Here is a 26455-nt window from a genome sequence, read left to right as displayed (position 1 = left end):
CGATCGCCAGAACAAGGGATTGTTATTAATGGTTGGTGATTGGGAGTTGGCGATCGACAATTGTAACTTGTGGCTTACGACTGGTAATGTGTTGTGCAAGTGCGCCCAGGCTGACAAAGATCGCCATGAGGGTGACGATCGCCCCTAGTACGGGAATAGCTGTCAGCAGCACAAATCCCAATAAACCAATCTCCAGTGCTACTAATTGTCGTACTGGGGGTTGTATGGGAGTACTAGGTTGTAATTTTTGCCATAGCCAGCCTCCGGCTAATAAGCTAAAAATAACTTGCGGCACAAAACTAGCAAAAGTTACAAAGCTGATTGTAAGGGCAAGATTAGCGACTATTCCCAATCCCAAGACTGGTAAAGCGAGACTAGGTAGAGCGATCGCAAAGAGAATAGCGAGTATAACAGTTACAGTGGCGATCGCAATCGTACTTACTCCAACTGCCACAAATGCTAGTATCCCCCAACCTAAATTCGATAACGGTTTAGCTTGGACTCTTGCCGCTAAATTATGCGTCCAAGTGGGGACAAATCGTAGCAATAACCAACCAACTAAGAGTAAAGCCAATAGGCGCTGAATCTGCCAAATAACTTCCCTAACTGGATTTGATGTAGGTGCAATTTGATGTTGTTCTAATGCTTCTCTTACAACTCCACCCGCAATCTTTGCTCTTGGGCTAATTTGAGCCGTAGTCGCAGATTTATAATTGACTTTGCCATCAATTTGTGCAGTATCGGTCAGGGTTAAACCTGGTTTAATTGGTGCTACTGTTACGGGGGGTTGAGGCACAAAGGGAATTTCAACCAACTGGGGATCGCCTACTGCTGTGGCTTGCATATTTCCGCCGACGCTTCCCCTCAGTTCCAAGGCATTTGTTGCCGCGATCGCATCGTGTTCTATACTTCCAGCTAACAAAGCTTGGTTGGCAAAGATAGTTAGATCGCCACCTATATTACTACCAGTTTGATTTTCCCAACTGAAACCAGCCGCGATCGCATCGTCTGCTATCCGTGCTTTTGGCTGGAGAATTAACACCTGTCCAGCCAGTCGCGCATCATCGCCTACACTACCATTAATTGTAATGACTTGTCCTGCCGCAATTAAGTCGCCTTCAACTGTGCCATTCAGGGTAATTTGCTTTGCTGCCAAAACCGCATCGCCTTTGACAGTACCATTCAACAAGATTGTCTCTCCAGCCAAATACACGTCATCGGGAACAATTTGTCCAGCAGCGATCGTGACTTGCTTGCCACTTACGGTATCCTTTGCCCAACTTGGCGTAACGAATAATAGCACTGATAGTAGTACCAAAGCACAGAGAAACTGAATCAAATGTCTTGTGGCAAAGTGCCAGCCTTTGCGACTGTTCATTAGGCTTGCAGCTCCATCTCCATCTGTCTTCACTCTTATGAAGGCTTTTGTCTCTCCTTTAAGTTAGATAAAAAAGTTGAGGAAGTTGTGAGGATAGCCGTTCGATCTGGAAAGTTGGAGCGCGATCGCGCTAGATTTTTGCAATCGGTGTCATTGATTACAAATTCAGATAGCTATACTTTTATACCTCAAGATTTACTTGTTTTTTTTTATTCTTTCTTCATAAATTCATAATATTTTTTGATAAAAAGCATACAAGAATATTAACTATTAGTAAGCAATTTAGCATATATTCTCTATTAGATGAACTAAGAGCTATACGAGGGCGATCGCCCCTTCATCCAAAATTGCTTAAAATCATGTTTCGACTTTTCCAGAAAAATTAAGATGGCAGCAGAATTTTATTACAATAAATGCAGATACACATGTTGTATTGTCAACACTGCATCATCTCAAGAACTCAGAATGAGAAACGAACGTGGCGAAGTTTTAGCAGTAGAAAAGGGTAAAACAATCGGTCTTCAAGGTAAGAGAAGGGAGAATTCTAAACGAGTAAATGTTTCTCAACCTTATTTATATAACTTAATCAAAGCTGCTATGAATGCTTTAGAAATAGCAGATAAAGCTCGGATGCTGATGGAACAAGAAGCTGTGATTGAAAAGCAGAACGAACAGGTCGAACTTCTGAAGCAAGAACTAGAGATTTTTCATCGAAACAAGATTTTATCGTTAGAACAAGAAAATAAATTGTTGCATTTGCAAAATCAACTCAAAGAGCATGAGTTTTTAGTTGAGAAACAAAAGAAGAAAATTTTAAAACTTGAAGACGCACAAAGTCAGTTTCCACAAACTATTTCTTTAGAAAATGCCGAGAAACAAGTTAAGTCCAAGCTAGGACTTTTAACGTGGAATTGCTTGCACCCAGCTAGCCAAAGAGATTTACGCAACGCCTACAGATATTACAAAATGATAAAGACAGAAGAGTTCACCACTTCTGCCGATTATTCCGATGCAGGACATCCCTTGGGATTAGTAGCAGAAAGAGAAATTGTCAATCCTTTTTTCAAACAACTTTATCAGTTCTTGTTAAATAAAAATACCTCTGTTAGTTTTTTTGAAAAAGCTCCTATTTTGCTAGGAAGCATTAATCTAACCGTTGATAGAGAATACACGCTGGGAGATCTACGAATCTTGTTATCTCAGCAGTGGCAAACTTTTACAAAATTTAGCTTGCAGCAAGAAACGATGCCTAAGACAAATTTATACTACACCGTTGAACGTAGCGATAAAATTAGTCAAGCTGACCGACTGTTAGTGCAACAATTCTTGCAACAATGGAAACACCCCTTATCCCTGTGGTTAGCTCAAAGTTATGTAGCTGCTTCTACCATAGATCAAATAAGAAAATTACGTAATATTGCTGCCCATTCAAATTCTATGCACTTATGGCAGTTCACAGAATTATGGTTTCTGTTGGTTGGTAGTAAAACCCGTAAGGGGGTGTTACAAGAAATTCATCACAATAGCTCTCTCAACGAAAATGTTTGTCATGCAGTAAAAGAGAAAGCAGTAACTTTTAACTATTTTCCGACATACTCAAGTATATAACAGTCAGATTCAATTGAGGGAATTTAAGTGGAGGGTGGATAATGCCTACCCTCCTATCTGTTTTCTGTAATTGTCATTTAGCAACTATAATTCGATAACCAACATCAAATTCTGTAAATTCTAAATATTTGCCATATTTTATCTGCCATTCCCCACTCGCTAAATCTGCTTCTAGTTGCTTCACGCCTGTCTCTACTAACTGAGGATCGGTTAAAGCAAAAGCTGACATACTCGCCCGAATTTCAGAATTTAAATACATTTTGGGTTGCTGCCAACCTGCGGCAAGAAACAAATCTGTTAAATCTGGTGGTAAAGGAAAAGGGTAAATATCTACTGTCTTTTTAAGATGAGTTTGAATAAACGATACAATATATTCCAGGGGAAAAAATGAGTCTTCATCATATTCCCAAAGAAACGGAAAATAATCATCCAACCAAAAATCTTTTCTAGCTTGAGAGTCATAAGTAAAAAAAGCGATCGCCCCCGTCCTGACAACTCGATGTATTTCCAACAAAGCAGCTTCTAAATCTGTAAAATGATGTAGAGACAAAATACAAATAGCTGCATCAACTGAATTATCGGGTAAAGGAATTGCCTCTGCACATCCATCAACCCACTTCACATGAGGATGAGATATAGCCTGAGAACGCATCACCTCAGAAGGTTCGACAGCATAGACTAAAAATCCTCGTTCGGCGATCGCCCGACTATATCCTCCCGTACCCGCACCAATATCGGCGATCGTACTACCAGGAGGCAACTGGAGGACACTCAGGACGAAATCTACAATCCGGCGATCTGGAAACCGAAATTGCGAATAAGACTTGCCGATAACATTATAAATAGACATGGTAATTGGTAATTGGTAATTGGTAATTGGTAATTGGTAATTGGGAGTGGCTAGTGGCTAGTGGCTGGTGGAACCAGAATTGCTTCCTTGTCCCCCTTGTCCCCCTTGTCCCCCTTGTCCCCCTTGTCCCCTCACTCCTCACTCATTACATAAAAATTCTGCGATCGCTTGGAAAATTCCAGAAAGTCGGCAAAATAGATAACAGGTAAGAAAATCTTAAATTATCTAAACTGTAGTCCAAATATCATTCCTATCTCTGCTAAACAGCGTGGCACATGAATAGTTTGTTTCTATCTCGACTGCATAGCCCAGAACGCCCAGTAATTGTATTTGACGGCGCAATGGGGACGAATTTACAATCGCAAAACCTGACGGCTGAGGATTTTGGCGGTTCCCAGTACGAAGGCTGTAACGAATATCTCGTTCACACCAACCCAGAAGCAGTGGCAAAAGTTCATCGCGACTTCTTCGCTGCTGGTGCGGACGTAGTGGAAACCGATACCTTTGGCGGGACATCCATCGTTTTAGCAGAGTATGACTTAGCGGATAAAGCCTATTATTTAAATAAAACCGCAGCAGAACTTGCCAAGCGGGTAGCCGCAGAATTTTCTACCCCAGAAAAACCGCGCTTTGTGGCGGGTTCGATGGGTCCTGGAACTAAACTGCCAACTTTGGGACACATCGATTTCGACACGATGAAAACGGCTTACGTCGAACAAGCAGAAGCCTTGTATGATGGTGGTGTCGATCTATTCATTGTCGAGACGTGTCAAGACGTACTGCAAATTAAAGCAGCCTTGAATGCGATCGAAGAAGTGTTTGCGAAAAAAGGCGAACGCCGTCCTTTAATGGTTTCCGTAACGATGGAATCGATGGGGACGATGCTAGTCGGAACGGAAATTAATGCCGCGCTAACAATTCTAGAACCCTATAAAATTGACATTCTCGGTCTGAACTGCGCCACGGGACCAGACTTGATGAAGCCGCACATTAAATATTTGTCGGAACACTCGCCTTTTATCGTTTCCTGTATTCCTAACGCGGGTTTACCAGAAAACGTCGGCGGACAAGCACATTATCGCCTTACACCGACAGAATTGCGGATGCATTTGATGCATTTTGTGGAAGATTTGGGTGTCCAAGTAATCGGGGGTTGCTGTGGGACACGTCCGGCACACATTCAACAACTGGCTGAAATTGCTAAAGAATTAAAACCAGGGGTGAGAAATCCCCAACTAGAACCAGCCGCAGCATCAATTTACAGCACTCAACCTTACGAACAAGACAACTCTTTCCTGATAGTTGGGGAACGCTTAAACGCCAGTGGTTCTAAAAAGTGTCGCGATTTACTCAACGCTGAAGATTGGGACGGACTGGTATCGATGGCAAGGGCGCAGGTTAAAGAAGGCGCGCACGTCCTCGATGTTAACGTGGATTACGTGGGACGAGATGGCGAACGGGATATGCACGAATTAGTGTCCCGTTTGGTGAATAACGTCACCCTACCTTTGATGCTGGACTCCACGGAATGGCAGAAAATGGAGGCAGGGTTAAAGGTGGCTGGAGGTAAGTGCATCCTCAACTCCACCAACTACGAAGATGGGGAAGAAAGATTCCTCAAAGTTTTGGAGTTGGCGAAAAAGTATGGTGCTGGTGTCGTCATTGGTACGATTGACGAAGATGGAATGGCACGGACGGCAGATAAAAAGTTTGAAATTGCCCAGCGTGCCTACAGACAAGCAGTAGAATACGGCATTCCTGCCCGCGAAATCTTTTTCGATACTCTCTGTTTGCCAATTTCGACGGGGATTGAAGAAGATAGGAAAAATGGTAAAGCGACAATTGAAGCGGTGCGTCGCATTCGCCAGGAACTACCAGGCTGTCATATTATGTTGGGTGTTTCCAACGTTTCCTTTGGTTTGAACCCAGCCGCGCGGATCGTACTCAATTCCATGTTTCTACACGAAGCAATGCAGGTAGGAATGGATGGGGCGATCGTCAGTGCAAGTAAAATCTTACCATTAGCGAAGATTGAGGAGAAACATCAAGAAGTTTGCCTTCAGCTAATTTACGACGATCGCAAATTTGAAGGTAATGTCTGCGTTTACGACCCCTTAACTGAGGTGACGACGCTATTTGAAGGGGTGACAACGAAGCGCGATAAAGGTGTAGATGAAAATCTTCCGATTGAAGAACGCCTCAAACGTCACATCATCGACGGCGAACGGATTGGTTTAGAACAAGCCTTAGCCGAAGCAATGAAGCAGTATCCACCTTTGGATATTATCAATGTCTATTTACTCGATGGCATGAAAGTTGTCGGCGAACTGTTTGGTTCGGGACAAATGCAACTCCCATTCGTGTTGCAGTCGGCGGAGACGATGAAAGCAGCCGTAGCTTATCTCGAACCCCACATGGACAAGTCGGAAGGTGGTAACAGCGCCAAAGGAACCTTTATCATTGCTACGGTGAAGGGTGATGTCCACGACATCGGCAAGAATTTGGTAGATATCATCCTGTCAAACAACGGCTACAAGGTGATTAATCTGGGAATTAAGCAGCCTGTAGAAAATATCATCAATGCCTACGAACAGCACAAAGCTGATTGTATTGCCATGAGTGGCTTATTGGTAAAATCCACCGCTTTCATGAAAGAGAATTTGGCGACATTCAACGAAAAAGGAATTACCGTTCCGGTAATTTTAGGCGGTGCAGCGCTAACATCTAAGTTTGTTTATGAAGATTGCCAAAATACTTACCAAGGTAAAGTCGTGTATGGCAAAGATGCGTTTTCCGACTTGCACTTCATGGATAAATTAATGCCAGCAAAGGCTACAAGTCAATGGGACGATCTTAAAGGCTTCTTGGGTGAATCGACTGATACCGAAGTAAACGGCAACGGACACAAAGAACCTGTTGTAGAATCTCCGATAGGGGCACACAGCAGTGCGCCCCTACCTACAGAAATTGACACCAAGAGATCCGAAGCGGTAGCAGTAAATATAGAACGTCCTACACCGCCTTTCTGGGGGACAAAGCTATTGCAACCACAAGATATTCCTTGGGATGAGATCTTCTGGCATTTAGATTTACAGGCTTTAATTGCCGGACAATGGCAGTTCCGCAAGCCGAAGGAACAATCTAAGGAAGAATATCAAGCTTTCTTAAATGAGAAAGTCTATCCAATTCTAGAAGATTGGAAGCAAAAGATCGTTGCCGAAAATCTCTTGCATCCACAAGTGATTTATGGGTATTTCCCCTGTCAGTCACAAGGAAATACATTGAATGTCTACAATCCAGAAAACCACGCCGAACAAGTAACATCGTTTGAATTTCCCAGACAAAAATCCTTACGCCGTCTGTGTATTGCTGATTTCTTCGCGCCGAAAGAATCGGGAATTATCGATGTTTTCCCCATGCAAGCGGTGACGGTAGGACACATTGCCACAGAATACGCCCAAAAGCTATTTGCAGCCAACCAGTATACAGACTATCTCTATTTCCACGGGTTAGCGGTACAGTTAGCAGAAGCTTTAGCAGAGTGGACGCACGCCAGAATTAGACGAGAGTTGGGATTTGGGGCTGAAGAACCGGATAACATTCGGGATATGTTGGCGCAACGCTATCGCGGTTCGCGCTACAGCTTTGGTTATCCCGCGTGTCCGAATATTCAGGATCAGTACAAGCAACTGGATTTGTTAGAGACGAAGAGGATCGATTTGTATATGGATGAAAGCGAACAGCTTTATCCAGAACAGTCTACTACTGCGATCGCAACCTATCACCCAGTCGCAAAATACTTTAGTGCTTAAATTTGAGGGAACGGGGAACTGTTGCCTGTTGCCCATTCCCTGTTCCCTCTGATGCGACAGAAAGGATTTCAATCGGATCTAAGCAAAACTGTTGACAAGAAATTCCACAAAGCATTGAACTTTAGGTAACAAATAACGGTTCGTGGGAAATACAGTATAAATTCCCACTTCATTCTCATCTTCATAGTCGGTCAGTAAACGCACCAACCGACCCGATGATAAATCTTGACTAGAAAGAAATTCAGTCACGCGACCGATCCCCAATCCTGCTATGACAGCTTTGTAAAGTGCTTCACCGCTGTTAACGGCAAAATTTCCTCGCACGTCGATTTCTCTCAACCCAGATGCATCTCGAAACCGCCACTGGTTCAGGGTGGTTTTCCGAGCGTTTAAGCTGAGACAATTATGATGGGCGAGATTGTCAGGACTCATTGGCGTACCGTAGCGATCGAGATATTGCGGCGAAGCGCAGATAATCCGGCGATCGCATACCAGTTTTCTGGTCATTAAGGCAGAATTAGCTAACTCGCCAATCCGAATTGCTACGTCAATTCCTTCGTCCACAAGATCGGCGATATCATCAGTCAAAATCAGTTCGATCTTTACCTGCGGGTATTGTTCTAGAAATTGAGGCAGACGGGTGAGAATACATTGATGCGCAAATAAAGTAGAACAACTGACGTGCAGGGTTCCTTGGGGTGCTTTGCTGTGTTGTTTGGCTTCGCGTTCTGCTTCCTCAAGTTCTGCCAAAATGCTCAAACAGCGCTTGAGATAGCGATCGCCTACTTCTGTTAAGCTGAGGTTTCGGGTAGTGCGATGAAATAACCGCACGCCTAAATGGTCTTCGAGATAACTAATGCGGCGACTAATTGCTGAAGGATTAAGTTGCAATTCTGCCGCAGCTTTAGCAAAATTGCCGCTTTTTACCACCTGCACGAAAACTTCCAGATCTTGGAGGCGATGCATTAACAAGTCAAAAGTTACAAGTCAAAAGTTAAGATGCTAGTTGCCGTTCAATTATTGCTATTTTTGCATGGTACTAGTGCCTAAAAAAGCTATTGTCAATATTTTAAGCATGAATCTACACTTGAGCTATCGCAGATGTTTTTACTTGCCAAATTGTTGAGGTAGCTAATGAAACGCAACAACACGCGATCGCCTAGCCGTCGTCAACTCATGCAAACAGGAATTGCTAGTGTTGCTGGAGCTGCTGCTGTGGGATTGACAAAAAAAGCAGTTCATGCTGAAAAAGGGGATGAATTCACATCACAACGCCCTAATAAGGGCGATCGCTTTGTAGGAAAAGTAGTCTTAATTACGGGGGCAACTTCTGGAATCGGTCGTGCAGCCGCGATCTCGTTTGCGCGGGAAGGGGCATCAGTGGGCTTTTGCGGGCGGCGGGAAGCATTGGGACGCGAAGTCGTGGCAGAAATCCAAAAAGAGGGCGGTAAAGCTGTTTACGTCCGCGCTGACGTACAAAAAGCAGATGAAGTAGCAGCTTTTGTGGAAAAAGTGGTAAATACCTACGGTCGTCTCGATATTGCTTTTAATAACGCTGGAATTGCGCCTCGGAAGCCGTTGCACGAAATCTCCGAGTCAGAATGGAATGAGGTGATAGACACGAACCTCAAAGGTGTTTGGTTAGCAATGAAGTACGAGATTCCGCACATGATGCGTCAAAAAAGGGGTGTCATCATCAACACTTCATCAATACATCAAGTTGCGACTCGTCCAAATATGTCGCATTATGCTGCTAGCAAACACGCTATGCTGGGTTTGACCCAAGCCGCAGCAATGGAATACGGACAGCTAGGCATTCGCGTTGTTGAAGTCGCACCTGGAGTTACAGATACGAGATTATTTCGCGATACTCCAGGTGGTAGGACTACAGAGGGACGCAAGCGGGTAGATGAATCTATCGCCGGACTCAAACGAATTGCTCAACCTGAAGAAATTGCCAAGCCCGTACTTTGGTTAGCATCGAATGATTCTGCCTATATTACTGGTAATACATTGCTGGTTGATGGTGGCATCGTTGCAGGATTACGCGGATAGCCCAGACAATGCTATTGCTCTAACTACCTTCATAAACTCGTGTACGACAGGTAAAGATTCCTTCTCCAGCCGCTGCTAATCCCAAGCGAGTTTGAGTGAGTGGAGCCTCTTGCACGATGTTGGGAACAAACCAGATGCCTTTCTCAAGCCCCTATTAGCAGCAGCTAAAATTTAAAATTGTGTAGTTTACCTTTTTTAGATTATGAGCGATCGCATTGCAGAAGTCCGTGAATTTTGGAATTCAGTTGCTGATGATTGGGACATCCAAGTAGGAGATGACGGAGATAGCAACCGTCGTTTGAACTCCGATCCGGTTTTATGGAATTTTGTCGGAGATGTTCGAGAGCTTCGGATTCTGGATGCTGGATGCGGAACAGGCTATCTTAGTATGAAATTGGCAAGTCAAGGAGCTATAGTAACGGCGATCGACCTATGTTAAGTAACAACTGACAACTGATAACTGTCAAATCTTGCCAGTCAAAACCCGATACTGTGCCTCATCAATTTTGCCTGCTTCATATAAAGTTTGGGTAATTTCAGAAATTTTTAGCACGGCATGGGCGCGATAGCCATTATCTTTGAGCCTATCTCTTACCCCTTCTTCATGGTCGATAAATACAACAATATCTTCTACATTTAAACCCGCCGATTTTAACTTTCCCGCTCCTTCTATTGCACTTTTACCGCTAATCAGAATGTCATCAACGACTACAACTGTCTCTCCTGGCTGAAAATGTCCTTCAATAACTCTCCTCGTTCCGTGGGCTTTAACTTCCTTGCGGGGAAAAATCATCGGGTAATTCATTCGCAATGCCAAGCCTGTAGCAGTGGGTAAGGAACCGTAGGGAATTCCAGCAATGCGATCGAAGTTGAGATTTTGTAAGATTTCTGCATAAGCGTTGAGAACTTGCTCGAAAACTTGGGGATTAGAAATAATCGTACGTAGATCGATATAGTAAGGAAATTCTGCCCCCGATGCCTGTACGTAGTTACCAAAAATAATGCAGCCAAGATCGTAGAGTTGCAAAATCAATTGGGTGTGGGGGTGTTGTTGCAACAAACAAACATTGGGAAACCACACGTCACACTGAGAAGCACTTTTAACAGCTGCGGTTCTAGCTTGCTCTACTTCTTGTCGCAAAGCTTGAATCTGAGTTGCTGGATTCTTTTGACTCAAAAAATCTTGAGGTACGGGAACGAGTAATCCGCTACCGTTGGAATTTAAACCTGCGGCTAATAATTGAGGTAGATTACTTGCTTGCGCCCAAATACTCCGAGCCATAATCGTTCTTTCAGGTGTAATGGCTCGAATTTTGGCTAGCACGTCAGGGGAAGTAGTTCCAACTTCTAAACAAACTTGTTCGGGAGTCCCCCAGATTTTCGCTTCTTTCACTATTTGTAAGTAAAAGGGAGATTCAGGCGAAGGATATTGCTGTAATGCGATCGCCCCAGGATTAGAAGTACAGCACAATATAAATATTCCTTTGCCGGGATAAACCAAAAATGGTGCGACGCAATCTTGCCCAGGATAAGGACTGAGGGTGACAGCATCTACCTGCCAGCGCTCGAATACTGTTTGGGCAAAAATTGTACTAGTGTTGAGGTCGCTGTGTTTGGCATCCAAAATAATTGGTATGTCTTCAGGAATAGCTTTGAGCGTCCGTTCTAGCAACTCTATACCTGGTACACCTAAAGCCTGATAAAAGCCCAAAGTCGGCTTATAAGCGCAAATTAAATCTGTCGTTTGGGCGATGACAAATTGCAACCAGTCCCCCAAATCGTCGATAATACTCTTCTCAGACCGATTTGAATTTTGGCTTGGCATCATTTCAGGATTTGGATCGAGTCCGAGAAACAGCAAACTCTGATTGCGGGCGATCGCAACGTTTAATTTATCAAAAAATGTCATAGACAGTTATCAGTTATCAGTTATCAGTTATCAGTAAAGAGTGGTGCGTGAAACGCTTGTGACTTGTACTTGCTCCGCTCCCTTGTCTCCCTTGTCTCCCTTGTCTTCCTGGTCCCTTAATGCTCATGTCAGTTTTCAAAAAATGGCGATCGCGGTTGAGGCAATTTTCGCTCCGAAATCGGTTGTTTGCTCCTTTGTATGTCAGTTGTTTGCTACTGATCCTATTCCTTATCGTACAAGGTTGTCTGAATTTACTAGTAGAAAATCTCCATCAGCAAGCTTTTGGTTGGGTGACTCATTCTCTACTTGTAGAACAGAAAACGGAACAGATGTTGAGTCATGCCTTAGATCAACAAACTTCGATTCGAGGCTATTTAATTACTAAAGATAAAGAATTACTCGATAATTACGATCGCGCTAATAATGCTTTTCGTAGCAGTTTTCAATCTTTAGAAAAATTGACAAAGGGAAATCAAAGTCAACTAGAACAGCTCCAGGTAATTGAATCAATTCATACTATTTGGCAGGATAGTTTTGTGCAAAGTGTCATAGCTGGTACTGCTAGTAAGACTTATTTACCTGGAAAGATTTTATTCGATCCCATGCGCGATGTTGTCAAAACTATGTTGCAGCATGAAGAAAAAATCCTGTCTCAGCGCCAGCAGCAATTGCAGCAAATTAACCAGATCAAGACCGCGCTGGAAGTCTTCAACGTCTTCATAGCTAGTGTTGGAGTTAGCTGGAACTTATGGTTGTTACGCAAGCGGGTAGAAATTCCCCTACGCCACTTAACTCAAGTCAGCCAAGCTTGGCGGGCTGGTAAACTGGAAATTCGGCTCGGTTATACTACATCAGATGAGATCGGACGTTTGGCTAGCGTACTCGATGAGATGGCAGCAGAAATTCGTCAGCGTCAAGAATACAGTCAAATGCGTAACCAACAGCTAGAAGATTTGATCTCTGCACTGTCTCATGACTTGCGCACGCCTTTACTCGCCACTCGCAATACATTGCGCCCGATGTTGAATGGGGCTTTTGGTTCTGTTGACGAGACTTGGAGAGAAATTCTAGAAGAGTATCGCCAATCGAACGAGCAATTGCTGAAGTTGGTAGATAATTTGCTGGATGTATCTCGTTATGAAGCTGGTGGCGGACAGCACTTAAACTGGGAACCCTTAGATTGGGCAAAGATTTGCTCTCAAGCTGTGGAGCTAATTTGTCAGATTCACGCTCGCCAGCGTACTCCCACTATTTATATCGCTGCCTCACTCCCTACAGTCTACGGCGACCAGTTAGAAATTCAAAGAGTCGTGCAAAACTTATTAGATAATGCCGCACGGGTTAGCCCACCAGATAAAGAGATTACAATCAAAGTCAGTTTGTTAGGAGGCGATCGCATCAAAGTCTCCGTTCGCGATCGAGGTCCTGGAGTCCCACCCCACGAAAAAGACAAACTCTTCCATCGGTTTATCCAAGGGAGAGGTAGGCGGGGTGGTGCAGGATTGGGTTTATATCTCTGTCGTCAGATCGTCGTTGCTCACAGAGGTACGATCGAAGTGGATAGTCAGCTAGGTGAAGGCAGTACCTTTTGGTTTACCCTGCCAGTTTTTTGGACATTCGATGGGGAAGCGGGAGTCGGTAGGGGCGGGTTTGGAAACCCGCCCGTACAGAAGTCGGGAGTCGGAGGAGTCGGAAACTAGTAATGAGCGAATATCAGACAGAGGGTGCAGTACGAATTTTATTAGTCGAAGATCATGCTTTGATGCGTCGAGGGATGAAAGGACAGTTTGCCCTCGAACCCGATTTTTGTGTCGTGGGAGAAGCTGCTGATGGCAGGGTGGCAGTTCAATTAGCTGCCGAGTTAGAACCAGATGTCGTATTAATGGATATCGATCTGCCCGTGATGGATGGGATCGCGGCAACTCAGCAAATCAAAAGCGATCGCCCCACGACGCGAATACTCGCCTTAAGTGCTTTTGATAATAATATTCAAGTAATGGGCATGTTAGCCGCAGGGGCTGATGGCTATTGTCTCAAAACAATTGAATGGGAACAACTGCTAGCTGTAATTCAGTTAATTCAAACTGGTGGCGCTTATCTCGACCCACAAATAGCCCGCAAAGTGGCACGGATGCTCAAGCCTAATCCGGTAATTCCCATTAAAGAACAGCATTCCACCATCTCACCTATTCCAGTTCTCAGCAGCCGCGAACGAGAAGTTCTCAAACTAATTGCTGAAGGATGCTCGAACCAAGAGATTGCCCAACAACTGTTTCTTTCCCTGGGAACGGTCAAGTCTTACGTGCGGATGATTCTCAATAAACTGAGCGTTGACGATCGCGTTCAGGCAGCAGCTTTAGCCGTGCGCGAAGGACTAATTTAAATTACGTGAATTAAATTACACACATGACATCTTCAATTAAAATCTTGTAGTGTTTGCCGCAACATCTTTGCTAACTCTGCCGGATTAGACGCAATCGGCAGCTTGAAATTTGCCTCTAGTTCAGACCACAAAATAAAAGGTTTGTCTGTCTGAAGATAGAGTTGTTCTGGGGCGGGCAGACATATTATAAGGATGTCTGGATCGAACAGAGTCATCTCCTCACCAGTAGGAACTCCATAGTAAGGTAAGACTTCTACCGTTTGTTCGAGACAGTAGCGGCTTACACGTTGTACTGTTGCAACAAGTCTACCGAGAATCATGACCCGGCAAGGCTGCTTGTTATCGCACAATTGATGCAGAAATTCAGTCACGAACAAGTATTTTTTTATTTAATAGAAAATTTGTTAACTTAATCACACTAAACTGGATAACTTTATTTACGCCTCCATCAAGTGGATATCCAGGTGGATATTTTTTTTTGGTGAAGAATGCAGCCTACAAGTATCCACTGGGTAGTTTTCCCCAAACTGTATCTAGCAATACTGTATTAATGCTTAACAGAATTAGGGGTTTCGGACAGTAGCTGTGGATACAACAGAACAGGTTTATCAACTCATCAAGCAATGGTGTTTTGCAGGCGATCGGTTGCAGGCGGGTGCTACTTTACGCCAGATAGCCGTCATTACTGAATGTTTGCCAGAAGTACCCGAACAGTTAACAGACAAGCAGCTTAAATATGTTGTGCGATGGATACAGGAAAATCACCCAAATGCCTACTTGTGGGCAATGGGTCAACGCTGTGTAGGTCATCCAGCCGCAGTCTGGGGTATGGGCTTACCGAATTTAGATTCAGTGATGCCGAGAATTGCTAGTAGTTTTTGAGCGAAAATCATGTCTGTAAATGCACTACTTTCACCAGTTGAATATTCTTTAGACGTTATCAAACACGAAGTCTTACATCTAGTACAGAAAGGAATTATTAGCCGTAGGCAACCAATGTACGTCCTCTGCGAATACATCCCAGCTAGGGATTGGACGGCTTTTGAGCGAGAATTGGAAAAACACGAGTACAACTTGCGCGATCGCATTGCCGATCTCCTCGATTGCGAACGCTGGGAAAATGATTAAACGAATGGCAAAGGACTAGGCTAAGACTAGGAAGGCGATCGCAGGGTAAAGAGAAAAGGAAATTACCCTCGATCTATCTCCCGAGTTCCAAACGCCAAGGGTAAGATTTTATCTATTTACAATCAAATGATTTACTACATATAGAAATATACGTAGTAGGGTGCGTTAGCCTTTGGCGTAACGCACCCTACTATATGTAACGTGTCTATTTGAGTCATTTATCATACCCTACGGGAAGGGCTTCGCCCTATGTCATTTGTGAAACCACTGTTAGTATGTCACAGACAGATAGACGGTATTTTCACAATTGGTTTAGACCCGCTATATTGCTAGAAATTATTAGCAAAGTTAGGCTCATGCACTCTAGCTTAGGGAAGAATAAAACCAGCTTAGGTAGTGAAAAACTTCCTTCTTGAGATACTGTGTGCTGATGTTTTAGATAGCTAGATTATATATATAAAATCACAATAAGCTGCATTAGCAATCGATCCTGCTAAAACGCTGTCACCACAAAGATAATTTGCTATTTTTGAATTAGGAAAGCAAATAAGTTTTCTCTATTAATTCAACGTAATTTCGAGGGAAAAAAGTTAGCGATCGCGCTTTCTAATTCTGCGTGTCAATTTTCCAAAAGTTAATCGTCGCTAGGCAATGTCTTTGTATTTTTAACGCCATACATTAAGAAGAGCGTGAGGAAGGTAGCTTACATATGATTCAGGTTGTCAGTTTAATCTCCCTTGTAGTAGAAGCAAGCATTTCACACAAGTCCCGTCCATCGATCGCATTTACATTATCTCCAATGAAGTCTTTGAAACAAAGGATAGATACTTTTGAGATTGCTCACCCCCAAGTTGCAAAATTAATTGCCAAAACTATTCCAGCTCAATGTCCTTTCGAGCGAGATATTATTCTGTTCGGTCATAAAGTAGGACACATTCCTCCTCTATGCAAACTCAACCCCCTATACGAGCAATTGGTCGGTTTGAGATTTCGTGCTTTATGTTACCTTGCCGACTGCTGCGGTGAAGACATTCAAGCATACTGTTAAAGAAGTCAGAAGTCAGAATTAACTGACAACTGATAACTGACAATAGTTCATCGCGTTTGCTGACTGAGTAACTTCATCGCAATTTCTAAGCTCGATTTCATCCGATTGAAAGAAGCTGCAAGTACACCAATTTCATCATTAGAATTTTGCTCGAAATCCGCACTCATTTCTCCCGTGCTAACTCGCTCTGCGGTTCTAGACATTTTCCTAATGGGCTGAATTACAGAGCGTTTTAAGAAGAAGTTGAGCCACAGCACGACGATCGCAAAAATTCCAAACAATATCCCCATAACTAGAGATAAAGAGCGTCTAGAACTCTCAAAAATCTCGCTTGAAGGTACAGAAATAATCTGTGCTGCTACAATTTCATTTAATTTCCAACCAAAACCCCACTCCGAGCCATAGGTAGCAATTTGGCTTTTAGGTGCTGCTTCTGGGGTAGAGTGACACCGCAAACAGCTTTCTTTTGGGATCGCTAAAGGTCGAGCAATATAAAAGACTTCTCCGCCTGGTAAATTGCGAAAACCAGAAATTTCTTTAGTATTCGATTCGTTGCGGAAGCGCTCGACAATTTTAGTTTCAAAAGCATCGGCTTTGTCACGTAAGTTGGTAGGATTGAGCGTAGCTTCTTTATAAAAGAAGTTTCGATACTCTTCGTTTTTACGCAAGTTTTCAAAGACTTCCGTAGCGGAGTAAGCTGGTACTGTTTCAGGAATAAAGACTGGTTCGGTTTCGAGTTTAGGTGCGAGTAATGGGTTGACGCGCTCGTTAGTATATGCTCTGACAGCATTCATCGCCTTGATCAGAATTGTTGCTTGAGAAGTGACTTCCCTTTCCGCCCTCTGTTCGAGTACCTTGGAAAGTGCCGCACCACTGATGATAATCCCACCGATGAAAACTACGACCAACATTAAGCTAAATTTGGCAGTAAGCTTAAGATTTTTTAACATTTTGGCTTGTAAGTAGAGATTTATTTTACGATGGTAAAAGAAGTGTATATAATACTACTTAAAATTATAAATTGTTTTCATCTTTCCCCCTAAGTGGAGATCGCACCTCATCGATCCAGCAATACTATTCAACTACAGCTGGGTGAAAATGAATTCCAGATATTCGCGCCGTCTCTTTTTACTTCAATTATTTTTCTTAGCAGCTTGTGGTTCGCGATCGCTACAAGGTGAGGGAGAAGAGTTAATTATTGGTACAGTTAGCTACTCTGAAGGTCAACAGACGCTCAGTCAGTACGATCGCTTGATCAATTACTTAGGCGAGAAGACTGGTTCGTTGGTGAGGCTAGAGCCTGCCTTTAATGAGAATAAAGCCATAGAACGAATTCGCAATCGCTCTTGGTCGTTGGTGTTTGCTCCTCCAGGCTTAGCTGCGATCGCCATCACCCAGCAACAGTACCGTCCCCTGTTTACCTTGGAAGGAGTTCAAAACTTACGCTCGATTTTGGTTGTTCAAGAAAACAGCCCCATTCGCTCTCTGAAAGACTTAGCAAATAAAACAGTAGCCCTGGGTCAACCTGGTTCGGCAACGGGATTTTATTTACCTATTTATAATCTGTATGGCTTAACTTTAGCAGAAATTTTATTAGCACCTACGCCAAAAACTATATTGAGTTTGGTAGCGGAAGGTAAAGCAGATGCGGGGGCGCTTTCTCAAAGAGAATTTAATTTTTATAAAACGCAGTTTCCGCAAATTCCTTTTCGCGTTTTATACACCGATCCGCACAGCGTACCATTGGGATCTGTTTTAATTTCGCCAACTATCGAACGCAATCGCCAAGAATTTATTCGTCAAATTTTAAGCGAAGCTGCTTCCGTTTTAGCCCAAGAAACAGGTTACGTTCCTACAGGTTCGATTCCAGATTACCGCTACATGATTTCTGTAGTCGAGCGTGTCAAAAGCATTTTTCCCTACGAACTACAACCAGGAAGCGCTCAATTAAAACCTGCACGGTTGTTTAAAGGGTAAGTGGTTGTTGGGAAGTGGGTAGCAAGTAGTGAGTAGTAGGAAGTTGGTATTAATTGGCAAAAGTGTATATGCGATCGCGATCGCTTGGACGCGACTGTAATTGGGCGTTCATTATCAAGCGCGATATTTTAGCAGGATGGATGGTTTCAGTCGCTTGGGCAATTGGAGTTAGCTTTCTCGTCAGACTCAAGCGGACTGCGGCGATCGCTCCTTACACCGAACAGCCAAAAAATGAAACTACCTTACTACCCGAAGAAAGCGAGGAAAAGTCGTAAGTCGTAAGTCGTAAGTAGAGAATCAAATGCTCGTGCGCTCCCTGCTCCCTACTCCCTGCTCCCTGCTCCCTCTTAATCTCTAACCTTTGAGACAGGAAAGGCGATCGCCAAGATTGTTACGTTTTGGTTGTGATAGTTAGCACTTGCTCACAGTAATTGTCATATTTTGATAGATTTACCTATCAAAAGTTTTGATATATTAGTCTATCGAAACCTCTAGTTAAGAGGAAAAAGAGTTTATGGCTTTTGAACTGCAATCTCTACCCTATGCAAACGACGCTTTAGAACCATACATAGACGCGCAAACCATGCAGATCCACCACGATTTGCACCACGGTACTTATGTCAAGGGTCTAAACACAGCTTTGGAATCGCAACCAGATTTACAAAGCAAAAGTATTGACGAGTTGATTCGCGAGCTGAATTCATTACCCGAAGCAGTTCGTACTCCTGTCCGCAATAGTGGTGGCGGACATTTCAATCACTCGATCTTTTGGACATTGATGGCTCCCAATGCTGGCGGAGAACCCACAGGTGCGATCGCCCAAGTCATCAGTGATAATTTTGGCGATTTTGAAAACTTCAAAACTCAGTTTAACGATGCTGGTACAAAGCGCTTTGGTAGTGGCTTTGTGTGGCTAGTCCGCTCGGCTGGTGGCAAGTATGAGATTGTCAGTACGCCCAACCAAGATAATCCTTGGACGGACGGACACTTCCCCATCATGTGTAATGATGTTTGGGAACACGCATACTACCTGAAATATCAAAACCGTCGGGCTGAGTACCTCAAGCAGTGGTGGAATACAGTCAACTGGAGTGAGGTCAACAACCGTCTATCGACAGCGCCATAATGTAGCTAGTTAGGTAGAAAAGATCCCCCCTAGCCCCCCTTAAAAAGGGGGGAATCAATTCCTTATAAAAAAGTGAGGAATGAACGTCCTTCTGGAAGAGAGGAAACAAATGCCCCCGATTTGGCGGGGGTTGGAGGATCGAGATCTCAAACTTCTAGTGCGTATAACTCCTGCTTGTAAAATTCAAAATCTCATATCGAGCGGATGTCTCTATGGTTCCAGCTAATTTCGTAGAGCGTAGAAGCTGCGATCGCATTTTTTCTCATCGAAAAATCATTTCTCTCGGTGTAATCGCAGTTATTCTCTATACGGTGGTAGGTTTCTGTCTTGCCAGTCTCAAGATTAATTTGGGCTTTTGGTCTATAGGAATTTTGTTCTATCACTGGCAGCTAGCAAACTTAGTCGGTGTAGCTAGCAGTCGGTATCGACAAAACGGATCGATCGCCTTGACGGGATTAGTGGGTACGGCGATCGCCTACCTCGTCCAGCAGGCAAAATCGAGCTTGTTGCCCTATCACTGGTTGGCAATTGGTCTAGTGGCAACGATTAATTCTTATGTGATGACGGCGATCGCGCTGAGGTATTGGCAAAAACTAGGAGCGATCGCATTTACAACAGCAGTAGCATGGTTGGGCTTATTGTTGGGATGGATAGCATATAACTATCCCGGCGTTTCTTAAGCTAAGTTAAAATTTGCGTTAATCTAGGTTTGATAGCCCAGTAAGCCTATCTACCTGGCATGAATGATGCGATCGAGCGGGTAAGGGTCAAAAATCAGATTTTATCTGTTATCAAAATGCACGGCTCGCAAACGGCTGTGGATTTAGCCACTAAGTTGCAGGTTTCACCTATGGCAATCCGCCAGCATATGCAAACTCTTCAAGATGAGCAATTAGTCACTTATAGCGAGCAAAAGCAAGCGGTTGGTCGTCCAGTCAAGTTTTGGCAATTAACAGAAAAAGCCAACGCGCTTTTTCCCAACCATCACGCCGATCTGGTGGTGAAATTAATTGAGGGAGTCCGCAAAGTATTTGGCGAAGCTGGGTTAAAAGTTTTAATTGGCGAACGTACTCAAGCTCAAATTCAAACATACTCGGCGCAGATGGAACACGCTCGAAACTGGCGAGAACGAGTGGCAATTCTAACTCAACTGCGGACTCAAGAAGGATATATGGCAGAGACAATAGAAGAGTCACCAGGAGTCTTGTTACTGGCGGAAAATCATTGTTCGATTTGTGCTGCTGCCCAAAGTTGTTCGCAATTGTGCAGTTCAGAATTGCAAGTGTTTGAAACTCTGCTTGGTTCTGATGTTAACGTCGAACGAGTCGAGCATATTTTAAGTGGCGATCGCCGTTGTGCTTACCGCATTTCTGGTTGTAACTGAGACAAGTTGCTGAATTTTACTCTCAATTTTTTAGTAACTACTCCCTGCTCCCTGCTCCCTGCTCTCTGACAAAGCTAAATGTTTCAATAAAGTTGCCTGTGACAAAGGTGCTTGCAGGTGACTCCAGGGTAAGACTTGTTCGTGCGACCAATTGCGAAACACATAGAATTCTAAATCGGGTATTTGTCCGCGTAACTCTTTAAAAGCGCGACGATAGCTACCGAGACTGTCACCGTAGTTTCGCGTCAATTCCAACAGGCGGGACAAACGGCGATCTCCTCTCGATATTAAAGCCTGAATCACCGACCAATTATAGCTTTCGGGACGAAAATCAATCCCTTGGGGTTTGAGGTGTTTCTGTAAATATTGCAAGCGCTTCTCGGCTTGGGGATTGACTCCGTACCACTGAAACGGCGTGTGTGCTTTGGGGACAAACGTACTGCATCCCAGGGTTAACCTTAATCCTGGGGCAGCTTTTTTGAGCGATCGCATCATTTTAACTGTTTCTTCCAGATCTTCGGGTTCTTCCCCTGGTATGCCCACCATACCGTAAAGTTTCAAGCTACTCAGTCCTCCCGCTTTGGCATTTACCGCCGCTTGGACGATCTCATCGTTATGCAGTTTTTTGTTAATAATTTGACGCAACCGTTCCGAACCGCTTTCTACAGCAATGGTGAGCGATCGCGTGTCTCTTTTTGCTAAAGTCTGTGCTAGTTCTACTGTGACGGTATTTGTCCGCACCGAGGCAATGCTCAAACGGACATCATCGTATTTTGGTTGACTTAAATAAGCTAATAAATCGTTAAATTCTGGATGTTGGGTGACGGATGCCCCCAATAATCCTATCCTATTTGTAACTGTTAATCCTCGTTTGATCGCGGGAATCAGAGAACCTGCCAAACTTGCCGTGCGAAAAGGTAGAGTGAGATAGCTAGCCAGACAAAAGCGGCACATCTCAGGACAACTGCGTACCACTTCCACCATAAAAATATTTTCCCACGCTGCTTTTTCAGTCACAACCGTAGAAGCAGATAGAGTATTACCTCGATAAGTTTGCTTTTCTATCTGATGGGGAATATCTGGCGCAATTGGTTTAATAGATTGAATGCAGCCTGTAGGATCTTCATACGTCACCTCATACAAGCTGGGAATATAGATTCCTGGTACTTGTGCTAGGTGATGTAATTTAGTTTTTCTATCAGCTGTCCGAACTTGTTTGTAAGCTGAAATAAAATTTCCTAATAAATTTTCTCCATCTCCCAACAGAATCACGTCAAAAAATTCCGCGAAGGGTTCGGGGTTAGCCGTCAAAACAGGACCACCACCAAATACTAGGGGATCGCTGTCAGTGCGATCGCTGGTATGAATTGGAATGGAGATAGATTCTAATAGACTCAGAATATTAACATAATCCAATTCCCACGAACAAGAAAAGCCGACTAATTCAGGCTGACGTGGTAGCGGTTCGGATATATCAGTAAATAAGCGACTGACATCAACATCAGCACGCATTGCCAAAGTTGCCCATACGACTTGATATCCCAAGCTAGTAATTCCTACGGTGTATTCGTTAGGAAAGGCAAAGATAGCGGGGATCGCATCGGATTCTGGAGTTGTTGGGGTAAATAGCAGGCGTTCGGCGGAAAATGTGGATTTACGGGAATCGGGAGTCGGTACGGGCGGGTTTAGAAACCCGCCCGTACGGGAGTTGGGAGTTGGGTAATTCATGGAATGACATTTGTAGGGGCGCACAGCCGTGCGCCCTTTCAAGGGTGCGGGAACAATTTAGAATTATCTATATCTAATTTTAAGACCTACAATTATATTGTTCTCTATGATTTGGTAAAAGACAAATAACCGATCAAAAACAATGCAACCCGATCTAATCAATTTGTATATTACCAGAGATGAATTGCAACAGCTCGCTGGTATGAGCAGAAGAGACTGGAAAGCATACGACACCTTAAAAAAATCAGACAACATCCAAATTATTATTTTGCCAGGATATCTAGAGCAAGTTTTTTTACTAGGTTGGGGATTAATTCCACTTTATTACTTATACAAATGGAAATATCGTCGGCAGCGATTGAGAAATTTGCTACTAGAAGTAGATCGGTATAACGATTTAATTAGAATTATCAATCTCGGTGACGAACTAGAAGCTGCGGGGAATCAGGGAGCTAGCATCGAGAACAGACAAAAGGCGATCGCGGCGTTACAAATCACAAGAAATAGTTTAAGTTGTGCAATTAAGACAGAAAAAATTCTCAGAAAAAACAGAGATTTAATTAACCGCAATCTAGATCTACTATCGAACGGCATATTATCACTGCAAGCCTTACAGATTAACGCAGAAGCATCTGAGTATAGCAAGTTACTGAACGAAGCCGTGCAATTAACCATAGACGTACAAACAGAGATGAAAAAGCTAGAAGCGAGTGGGGAGAAGTCGTAAATCGTAAGTAACTGAGTCTCCTTCTAATATCGCAGCGTCCTTGCTAGTACTAGCATGACAAAAGCTGCCAGTAACGCCCCCACCACAATACTAAAAATTGCCGCATCAAAACTACCAGTCACCGCTACAATCGAGCCAGGAATCAGCGAACCGCCAACACCACCAAACAGGACAGAAAGCCCGTTGTACAGCCCTGTTCCCGCACCAACTCGGTGTGGGGGTAACAAGCGTTGAACGATCGCGTATTCTTGTGCGCCGTAGGCACTCTGGAAAAAGACGGCGATCGCAAAGCATAAGACTAAAATTACTAGCTCCTCGGCACTTGACGCAATATAGACAAATACGCCCGCGATCGCAAATCCGATACTGGCAAGCAAGGCGCGTCGCTGAAGTTTGTCACCTAAATAAGCCATCAGAGCAATTCCGACAATTCCCGCTGTAAAAACGATTGTTAAAGGATAGCCCAACCGCTCGAAATCAATTCCTTTGGCGCGGTTGAAGTAGGTGGGCAACCAGTTGAGCATACCGAAAGCACAGAAGGCATTGAGCGCACCGCCGAGGGTAATTAACCAAAATCGCCAATCTCGCTTGTAGTCTGCCCCTGGCGCGTCATCAACTAATTCGCGATCGTCGTGCTGGTGCTGCGGCTTATCTTCTACAAAGAACCAAACTAAGGGAAGAGAAACCAGCATTCCCAGTGTACCGAGGATGGCAAAGGCGATCCGCCAGCCTACAGCTTGGATGAGTGGAATAATGAGTAACGGGGCGCTGGCAACAGCAAGAATAATTCCTGCGCCCCAGATAGCATTGGCGCGCGATCGCTCGTTGGGAGAAAACCAACGACTGGTAATTGCACTCAACATCGGAATATGTACTCCTTCCCCAAGTCCTAGCAGTAGACGCAGGACGATCAGTGCGGTTAGAGACTGCCCTAGCGGGGCACTGAGAATAGTGAAGAGGGAAAATGCTGCGATCGCAGCGATGATACTCCGCTTGAGTCCAAATCGCTCGGCAAGCGGACTGAGTAGCATGTTTGACAAGGCGTATGACAAAAAGAATGTCCCTAACAACCATTCACCATGCGCTCCAACTTGGCGATCGCTCCAACCAAAATCGCGGGCAATCCGGGGTAGTGCTAAAGCTAGATTGTTACGGTCTAAGTAGTTGACGAATACCGTAACGGCAAGCACGATTGGAATGCGCCAACGGACTATCTGAGTAGATTTAACAGTAGTAGCTGACATCTACAGCCAACCCCAACTCCAAATGAAACAGGATTGTACAGCATAGTGAATGAATTGAATAGCTTTCGCTGAAGCTCTACTCTCAAACTAGAAAATGAAATATTATTAACAAATAATTTTTTATTTTAAAAAATTTAAATCGTCGTAATAGTTAATCATGTTGAGTTGATGTTTTTCTAATTTACGCATTAACTCTTGCCGCAGCAGACGAATGCCGTTAAAACACCCTCTTTTCAATTGAATTTTCTCGGCGATCGAGTAATACGGACAAAGATCTGAAAACTGACCTTTTCTAACTTAACCAGCCTATTAAATACCTGAACTTATTTATATCGACAACACTCGATATATCAAAGAACATACTGAAAGCACAAATTAATTGTCCTGTTAATGCTGAAAACTTATTCGTTTGGTCGTCGCTCTCTTTTATTATTAATATTTGGTTTACTACTAGCACTTTTCATATCAGCAGCTCAGATCGTAACAGCACATGCCACAGCGATTAAAGTTAATGCGATCGAAAAGAGTGGCTTACATCAAACACTCGTGCAAGCAAATCCAGATAATCTTGATGAAAATTCGGTAGAACTGATCGTCAGCGATATGCAGGGTCAACATGAAGGTAAGATGCGCGGAGTACCAGCATCATATGACTGGTCGCAAACTCCAAGAGTCAAGTTAGGTAACAATCCTGGAGAATTGCAAGCACTAATTGGATGGGGGATCGTCAACGAAGCTGCCGAGGGCAATCCAGCTGCAAATACTCGTGTCGAGCTAGGAGAAATTCACACCTATCTATTACAAAAAAGTAACAACCGATGGTTAGCTTTGCAGAGTTCTATTCCTGTAGGAGCTGCATATAGGGAGGACTTTGCAGGAGGCATCAATATTCCTGCGGATATTCGACAGGAGCCACAAGGCACTATCTCAGTGACAGCGGGCAATGGATATAATTTTCATTTTTGGTCCAGAAACAGAGCAGGAATAGATCCAAATGATGTCGCAGGTGTGTTTACAACGTTTAGAGCCAGATTAATTCTAGATAACCCTAGTCAGCCAGACGATCGCGATCTCGCGCGATATCTTGCTCTAGCTGGAGCCGATTATTGGACAAATGTTTGTTCGTCCAATGGTGAAAGAAATGCAGATGCTGCGATCGGCAAAGCTAAGTATGTTACACGAGAATGGAAATATTTCAACATGACAACAGCATCTCCAGAAGTTCTCAGAAACAATCCTCCTCCACTGGAGTAGCAGATTTTGACGCATTGGCGTTAGGAACTAGCGTCAATGCCTATAGAGACTCTATAAATTTCAAGCGTGGATTTTTCACGTCCACGTTTGAGCAGAAGCCTGAGAAGTAGGAAGCCTGCGATCTTCTCGCAGGTAGTTTACGTTAGCATATGTCAAATTTGTTTTGGCGCTGTTGCCAGGAGGCAAAACTATGGCTCAGATCGTAGACTCCTTACCTGATGAGTACCAAGAGCGCATTTTGTGCAACTATAAGAATGCAACAAGTGGAATTCAAATTGCACGGATCGCGAATATTCCTCACTGGTACTTGGAGCGAGTTGTATTTCCCGGTCAGCACTTGCTATTTGAGGCAATCCCAGAAGCGCAGTTAGAGATCCATAGTGCTAAGATAGCTAGCGCTATTCCTGCTGACACCATTCTTTGCGAACAACTGCAAGTTGATGCAGGCGAAGAAAATAATTAGATCGGACAGCTCTGCTCTCACGCTCGAAGCAGCACTACAGGCTGGCATGGCACGGTTGATAAAGGGCGCGTCCTGCACCCTTTATTCAACTTAAGAGAGTTGAATAGCACTTAAATAGTTCTTCAGCGCAATGTTTTAATTGGCTCGGCAGGTATTCGCTCTCTCCTTGACTCGGCAAAGAAACTAGAGTAGAAAAAACCTGCTAGTGGGACTTTGTAGAAAAGTAAGAAAAAATAGAGATACAATACAGTCACCGAGGTAGTTTTACGTCAGTCTCAACAGGAGCAGCGTAAATGAAAGATCAAGTAAGTGCAGCGATGCCAGCATGTTTTGATAACTGGTGTCGTCGGTTCGACGATATATTTTCTCGCCAAAAGCAGA

Annotated in this window: 25 protein-coding genes; 17 read left to right on the top strand and 8 right to left on the bottom strand. The window is 43.8% G+C overall.

Annotated elements, in window-relative coordinates:
- Nucleotides 1-25: 25 nt before the first annotated feature.
- Entirely contained in the window at nt 26-1378 is a 1353-nt protein-coding gene (locus H6G17_RS18405) for a hypothetical protein (protein WP_192159580.1), read from the bottom strand.
- Nucleotides 1379-1843: 465 nt separating this feature from the next.
- Between H6G17_RS18405 and H6G17_RS18400 the strand changes: the two genes are divergently transcribed.
- Nucleotides 1844-2986, top strand: coding sequence for a hypothetical protein (locus H6G17_RS18400; protein WP_192159578.1), 1143 nt, complete (start codon nt 1844-1846; stop codon nt 2984-2986).
- Nucleotides 2987-3059: 73 nt separating this feature from the next.
- Here H6G17_RS18400 and H6G17_RS18395 read toward each other — a convergent pair whose 3' ends face one another.
- Nucleotides 3060-3836, bottom strand: a complete 777-nt coding sequence (locus H6G17_RS18395) for a class I SAM-dependent methyltransferase (protein WP_192159576.1) — start codon at nt 3834-3836, stop codon at nt 3060-3062.
- 275 nt (nt 3837-4111) lie between these two features.
- Between H6G17_RS18395 and metH the strand changes: the two genes are divergently transcribed.
- Entirely contained in the window at nt 4112-7648 is a 3537-nt protein-coding gene (gene metH, locus H6G17_RS18390; RefSeq protein ID WP_192159574.1) for a methionine synthase, read from the top strand.
- Between the two features lie 78 nt (nt 7649-7726).
- Here metH and H6G17_RS18385 read toward each other — a convergent pair whose 3' ends face one another.
- Entirely contained in the window at nt 7727-8614 is an 888-nt protein-coding gene (locus tag H6G17_RS18385) for a LysR family transcriptional regulator (protein ID WP_192159573.1), read from the bottom strand.
- Between the two features lie 168 nt (nt 8615-8782).
- Here H6G17_RS18385 and H6G17_RS18380 point away from each other — a divergent pair, with 168 nt between their 5' ends.
- Together H6G17_RS18380 and H6G17_RS18375 are read left to right on the top strand one after the other, a co-directional pair.
- A complete protein-coding gene (locus H6G17_RS18380) occupies nt 8783-9703 on the top strand; it encodes a glucose 1-dehydrogenase (protein ID WP_192159572.1) in 921 nt (306 codons plus the stop codon).
- Nucleotides 9704-9905: 202 nt separating this feature from the next.
- Complete coding sequence (locus H6G17_RS18375; RefSeq protein ID WP_199316830.1) at nt 9906-10142, top strand: hypothetical protein; 237 nt, start codon at nt 9906-9908, stop codon at nt 10140-10142.
- 24 nt (nt 10143-10166) lie between these two features.
- Here H6G17_RS18375 and H6G17_RS18370 read toward each other — a convergent pair whose 3' ends face one another.
- Entirely contained in the window at nt 10167-11612 is a 1446-nt protein-coding gene (locus H6G17_RS18370) for a bifunctional orotidine-5'-phosphate decarboxylase/orotate phosphoribosyltransferase (protein ID WP_192159571.1), read from the bottom strand.
- A 125-nt stretch (nt 11613-11737) separates the two neighbouring features.
- Between H6G17_RS18370 and H6G17_RS18365 the strand changes: the two genes are divergently transcribed.
- On the top strand, nt 11738-13312 hold the full coding sequence (locus tag H6G17_RS18365; protein WP_192159570.1) for an ATP-binding protein: 1575 nt from the start codon (nt 11738-11740) through the stop codon (nt 13310-13312).
- A gap of 2 nt (nt 13313-13314) precedes the next feature.
- Nucleotides 13315-13995 (top strand): response regulator transcription factor, encoded by a 681-nt coding sequence (locus H6G17_RS18360; RefSeq protein ID WP_192159568.1) that lies wholly within the window; start codon nt 13315-13317, stop codon nt 13993-13995.
- Between the two features lie 32 nt (nt 13996-14027).
- Here the strand turns inward: H6G17_RS18360 and H6G17_RS18355 are convergent, their stop codons facing one another.
- Nucleotides 14028-14315 (bottom strand): hypothetical protein, encoded by a 288-nt coding sequence (locus tag H6G17_RS18355; RefSeq protein WP_192159566.1) that lies wholly within the window; start codon nt 14313-14315, stop codon nt 14028-14030.
- A 265-nt stretch (nt 14316-14580) separates the two neighbouring features.
- On the opposite strand from H6G17_RS18355, the gene H6G17_RS18350 reads away from it, so the two are divergent.
- The 3 genes from H6G17_RS18350 to H6G17_RS18340 all read left to right on the top strand — a co-directional run bounded on the left by H6G17_RS18350 (nt 14581) and on the right by H6G17_RS18340 (nt 16171).
- A complete protein-coding gene (locus H6G17_RS18350; RefSeq protein ID WP_192159564.1) occupies nt 14581-14877 on the top strand; it encodes a hypothetical protein in 297 nt (98 codons plus the stop codon).
- Nucleotides 14878-14886: 9 nt separating this feature from the next.
- Complete coding sequence (locus H6G17_RS18345; protein ID WP_015154262.1) at nt 14887-15123, top strand: DUF4327 family protein; 237 nt, start codon at nt 14887-14889, stop codon at nt 15121-15123.
- A gap of 799 nt (nt 15124-15922) precedes the next feature.
- On the top strand, nt 15923-16171 hold the full coding sequence (locus H6G17_RS18340; RefSeq protein ID WP_199197493.1) for a Mo-dependent nitrogenase C-terminal domain-containing protein: 249 nt from the start codon (nt 15923-15925) through the stop codon (nt 16169-16171).
- Nucleotides 16172-16218: 47 nt separating this feature from the next.
- On the opposite strand, the gene H6G17_RS18335 is transcribed toward H6G17_RS18340, so the two are convergent.
- On the bottom strand, nt 16219-17121 hold the full coding sequence (locus H6G17_RS18335) for a DUF3365 domain-containing protein (protein WP_192159562.1): 903 nt from the start codon (nt 17119-17121) through the stop codon (nt 16219-16221).
- 148 nt (nt 17122-17269) lie between these two features.
- On the opposite strand from H6G17_RS18335, the gene H6G17_RS18330 reads away from it, so the two are divergent.
- The 5 genes from H6G17_RS18330 (at nt 17270) to H6G17_RS18310 (ending at nt 20658) form a co-directional block, all read left to right on the top strand.
- On the top strand, nt 17270-18148 hold the full coding sequence (locus tag H6G17_RS18330; RefSeq protein ID WP_015154259.1) for a PhnD/SsuA/transferrin family substrate-binding protein: 879 nt from the start codon (nt 17270-17272) through the stop codon (nt 18146-18148).
- Between the two features lie 53 nt (nt 18149-18201).
- On the top strand, nt 18202-18423 hold the full coding sequence (locus tag H6G17_RS18325) for a hypothetical protein (RefSeq protein WP_192159560.1): 222 nt from the start codon (nt 18202-18204) through the stop codon (nt 18421-18423).
- Nucleotides 18424-18662: 239 nt separating this feature from the next.
- Nucleotides 18663-19274 (top strand): superoxide dismutase, encoded by a 612-nt coding sequence (locus tag H6G17_RS18320; protein WP_192159558.1) that lies wholly within the window; start codon nt 18663-18665, stop codon nt 19272-19274.
- Between the two features lie 212 nt (nt 19275-19486).
- Entirely contained in the window at nt 19487-19954 is a 468-nt protein-coding gene (locus H6G17_RS18315) for a hypothetical protein (protein WP_015154257.1), read from the top strand.
- Nucleotides 19955-20013: 59 nt separating this feature from the next.
- Entirely contained in the window at nt 20014-20658 is a 645-nt protein-coding gene (locus tag H6G17_RS18310; protein WP_192159556.1) for a metalloregulator ArsR/SmtB family transcription factor, read from the top strand.
- Between the two features lie 30 nt (nt 20659-20688).
- Here the strand turns inward: H6G17_RS18310 and H6G17_RS18305 are convergent, their stop codons facing one another.
- Entirely contained in the window at nt 20689-22386 is a 1698-nt protein-coding gene (locus H6G17_RS18305; protein ID WP_199316829.1) for a radical SAM protein, read from the bottom strand.
- A 142-nt stretch (nt 22387-22528) separates the two neighbouring features.
- Here H6G17_RS18305 and H6G17_RS18300 point away from each other — a divergent pair, with 142 nt between their 5' ends.
- On the top strand, nt 22529-23113 hold the full coding sequence (locus H6G17_RS18300) for a hypothetical protein (protein WP_192159554.1): 585 nt from the start codon (nt 22529-22531) through the stop codon (nt 23111-23113).
- A gap of 23 nt (nt 23114-23136) precedes the next feature.
- Here H6G17_RS18300 and H6G17_RS18295 read toward each other — a convergent pair whose 3' ends face one another.
- Entirely contained in the window at nt 23137-24357 is a 1221-nt protein-coding gene (locus H6G17_RS18295; RefSeq protein WP_192159552.1) for an MFS transporter, read from the bottom strand.
- 390 nt (nt 24358-24747) lie between these two features.
- Here H6G17_RS18295 and H6G17_RS18290 point away from each other — a divergent pair, with 390 nt between their 5' ends.
- On the top strand, nt 24748-25611 hold the full coding sequence (locus H6G17_RS18290; protein WP_192159550.1) for a hypothetical protein: 864 nt from the start codon (nt 24748-24750) through the stop codon (nt 25609-25611).
- Between the two features lie 190 nt (nt 25612-25801).
- The gene (locus tag H6G17_RS18285; RefSeq protein ID WP_192159548.1) at nt 25802-26074 is read left to right on the top strand and encodes a DUF1830 domain-containing protein; all 273 of its coding nucleotides are present in this window, start codon (nt 25802-25804) and stop codon (nt 26072-26074) included.
- The last annotated feature ends 381 nt before the right edge of the window (nt 26075-26455 follow it).

The organism is Chroococcidiopsis sp. [FACHB-1243], assembly GCF_014696895.1.
GTDB lineage: Bacteria > Cyanobacteriota > Cyanobacteriia > Cyanobacteriales > Chroococcidiopsidaceae > Chroococcidiopsis.
This window is presented reverse-complemented; position numbering and strand designations above follow the sequence as displayed.